The 3495-nt window shown below is 66.7% G+C and carries 1 protein-coding gene and 2 pseudogenes; 2 read left to right on the forward strand and 1 reads right to left on the reverse strand.

Annotation, left to right across the window (positions count from 1 at the left end):
• Positions 1-46 precede the first annotated feature (46 nt).
• A complete protein-coding gene (locus ACIBEF_RS32040) occupies positions 47-1309 on the forward strand; it encodes a hypothetical protein (RefSeq protein WP_396797168.1) in 1263 nt (420 codons plus the stop codon).
• A 196-nt stretch (positions 1310-1505) separates the two neighbouring features.
• A pseudogene (locus ACIBEF_RS32045) lies at positions 1506-2872 on the forward strand (IS1380 family transposase).
• A gap of 159 nt (positions 2873-3031) precedes the next feature.
• Here the strand turns inward: ACIBEF_RS32045 and ACIBEF_RS32050 are convergent.
• Positions 3032-3268: pseudogene (locus ACIBEF_RS32050) on the reverse strand (transposase); the annotation flags it as partial.
• Between the last annotated feature and the right edge of the window lie 227 nt (positions 3269-3495).

The following is a 3495-nucleotide window of genomic DNA, read 5'->3' on the forward strand; positions in this document are numbered from 1 at the left end:
TCATCGCTCGTTGAGAGGCCAGTACCGAATAGGTGAGGAGATCCGGATGGCACCTAGGAATTCCGATCAGGTCTATGCGCAGGCGTTGAACCGCCACCCGGTAGACACCCCCATCACGGGCAACACCACAGTGATGCTGCCCGGTCATCTCGTCCCTGTTCCCATCGGCCAACTGGTGAACACACTGCGGAGCACCGCGGCCACCGCGGGGCGGGTGGCGGCGCCGGATCCGGTGTTGGTCGCCGCGTTGGCCGCGCACGGCCTGCACCACAACCCGACCGCGCTCCCCGACGGCAAATGGCGGCTGCTACCCAGCGGCGCCAGAATCATCCGGCCCGATCAGGTCTTTGCGCAGGCGTTGAACCGCCTACCGGCAGGCACCCGCATCACGCGGAACACCACAGTGACGCTGCCCGGTCATCCCGTCCCCGTTCCCATCGGCCAACTGGTGAACAAACTGCGGGACACCTCGGCCAACGGGGGGCGGGTGGCGGCGCCGGATCCGGCGTTGGTCACCGCGTTGGCCGCGCACGGCCTGCACCACAACCCAACCACGCCCCCCGACGGCAAATGGCGGCTGCAACCCAGCGGCGCCAAAATCATCCGGCCCGATCAGGACTATGCGCAGGCGTTGAACCGCCTACCGGTAGGCACCCGCATCACAAACGACACCACAGTGATGCTGCCTGGTCATCCCGTCCCTGTTCCCATCGGCCAACTGGTGAAAAGACTGCGGGACATCGCGGCCGGCGGGGGGCGGGTGGCGGCGCCGGATCCGGCGTTGGTTTCCGCGTTGGCCGCGCACGGCCTGCACCACAACCCAACCACTCTCCCCGACGGCAAATGGCGGCTGCAACCCGCAGCAGCCGTCCCTGCCCGGCCCGTCCCCGCAGGGAACACCACCACCACCACCACCCTGACCGGCCCCACCGCCCTGACCGGCCCCGCCCCCGGGCGTGTACTGAGCATCGCCGAGCTTCTCAACCCTCCAGGGCAGCCCCCACACCTCGCTGAAAACCCGCCACCGCCACCATCAGCGCCCACCACTGTCACCAAGACTGACAAAATCGCCCCCTGGCACCTCCCCACCCCAACCATGCCACCAGCGGGCACCCCAACCGTGCCACCGGCGGGCATCGCCGCCGCGGCGCGGCTGTCGACCGCTACTGCCTCAGCACAGCCGAGAGCCGCCAACCGCGAGGACCGCGGCTATTTCCCCACCCCCACCCGTCCCCGCTCAGCCTCGCCTTCGCGCACATCCCCACCGCACACCACGACACCAGGCACATCAGCGCCACCCCACCGCTGAAGGGCTGTCTCGTTGGGCCTGTCTCGCTAACGGTGTGGGCCTGTCTCGCTTAACCTGAATTCGTGGGTCGGGCCTGTGTGTGACGCTGTCGGAGGCGGCGTGGAAATGACGAGAGTGCCCTCTGAGCTGCGATGATCGGGTTTGTTGAGGACCAGATCAGAACGGCTCGGAAGGACACTCTCGGTGCAAGGATCTCATGCCTTTCGATGGCGTGGTGTTCGACGAGGACAATCTCGTGTCGCACGCGGGCTTGGTGCCGTTGCTGGAACTGGCCGAACAGGCTGGGTTGTCCCTGCTGCTGGATGAATATGTCCGGTTCGTTGATGAGCGGATCACGTCCGGGGCGGCGAACATGACGCCGAAGCTGACCTCGATCATCGCCGGGATGGCCGCGGGCGCGGACAGCATCGATGACCTGGACGTCATCCGCGCTGGTGGGACGAAGAAGCTGTTCGGTGGGGTCTACGCCGCCGCGACGCTGGGAATTCTCCTACGTGAGTTCACCCACGGCCATGCTCGGCAACTTCAGGCGGTGCTGAGTCGGCACCTGGTCGCCCTCGCCCAGCGCACGGCGGTGCTGGACGGCATCGACGACCGGGTGTTCGTCGACATCGACTCGCTGCTGCGCCCGGTATACGGGCACGCCAAGCAAGGCGCCTCGTTCGGCCACACGAAGATCGCGGGCAAGACGATCCTGCGCCGAGGCATGTCCCCTCTCGCCGTCACGATCAGCACCGAGACCGCGGCGCCGGTCGTAGCGGGGGTGCGGCTGCGGGCCGGCCGCGCTGGCTCGTCACGTGGCGCGGCGTCCATGCTCACCGAGGCGATCAACACCGCGATCGCCTGCGGCGCGGACCCGATGGACATCCTCGTACGTGGCGACTCCGCGTACCGCGCCGGCAAGCTCGTCACCGCGCGGTCGTCAAGGCCGGCGCCACCTTCTCGTTCGCGATCACCCACAACCCGGCGGTCGACGCCGCGATCAGCAGCATCAGCGACGAGCAGTACACACCGGTGCACTATCCCGGCGCCGTCGTCGACCCCGACACCGGGCACCTGATCTCCGACGCCCAGGTCTCCGAAGTGGAATACACCGCGTTCACCGACACCCGCCACGCCATCACCGGCCGGCTCATCGTGCGCCGCGTGCTCGACGCCAACACCCAGGACCCCCTGTTCCCGGTCTGGCGCTACCACCCATTCTTCACCAACAACACCGAAGCCGTCACCGATGCCGACATCACCCACCGACGCCACGCCATCTGCGAAACCGTCTGGTCCGACCTCATCGACGGCCCCTGGGCCCACCAACCCTGCGGAATATTCGGCGCCAACGCCGCCTGGACCATCCTCGCCGCGATCTGCCACAACCCGCTCCGCGCCGCCGGCACCCTCACCGCCACACGCCGCTACACCGTCGTCCGAGGCGCCACCCTGCGCACCCACCTGATCAACGTGCCCGCCCGACTCGCCCGCCCCCAACGCCGCCCCGTGCTGCACCCACCAGCGCACTGGCCCCGAGCCCAAGCCTGGCTGACCCGCTGGCAAGCTGTATTCACCTAACCTCGACCACCACCACCAATGAACGCACCACACGACACACCCGCCAACCACCGACGGGTAGCACCAGAGCAAGCTGGACCACGACCAGCGGACCAACCACATTCTCAAACCGCCAAGATCAGCTCAATCCCGATCGGACGACCAGTCCACGGATTCAGGCTAAGAGGGCATCTGATCCCGCTTGGCGAGATGGGTCCGATTAGGGCTTTCGTTTCGCCAGGTTGGGGTGGATTCTCCGGTGAGATAGCGGCTCATTGTGTTAGCCATGGCCCAATGGATCATCGCCCGGGTGCGTTGGGGAAGAGTTTCGTAGTCGCGGACGAGACGTCGGTGTTGCATCAGCCAGCCGAAGGTCCGTTCCACGACCCACCGGCGGGGCTGGACGTGGAAGCCCTTCCCAGGATGGCGGGGGAACCCGCTCGACGTCGATGCCGAGCCCGGCGCCATGCCCACGTACGGCGGTGTTGTAGCCACCGTCGACCCACGCCTTGACCACGCTCGGATGGTCCGCGGCGATGGTGTCGAGCACGGAACGTGTCAAGATTTTTGAGGCGGGTTTGATCAGAGGTTTTTGAGTGAATCTGCTGGTCACCGTCGTTTTCTGTGGGTGGATTGATCCATGC

This window comes from Micromonospora sp. NPDC050795 (assembly GCF_044456785.1).
Taxonomy (GTDB): domain Bacteria; phylum Actinomycetota; class Actinomycetes; order Mycobacteriales; family Micromonosporaceae; genus Micromonospora.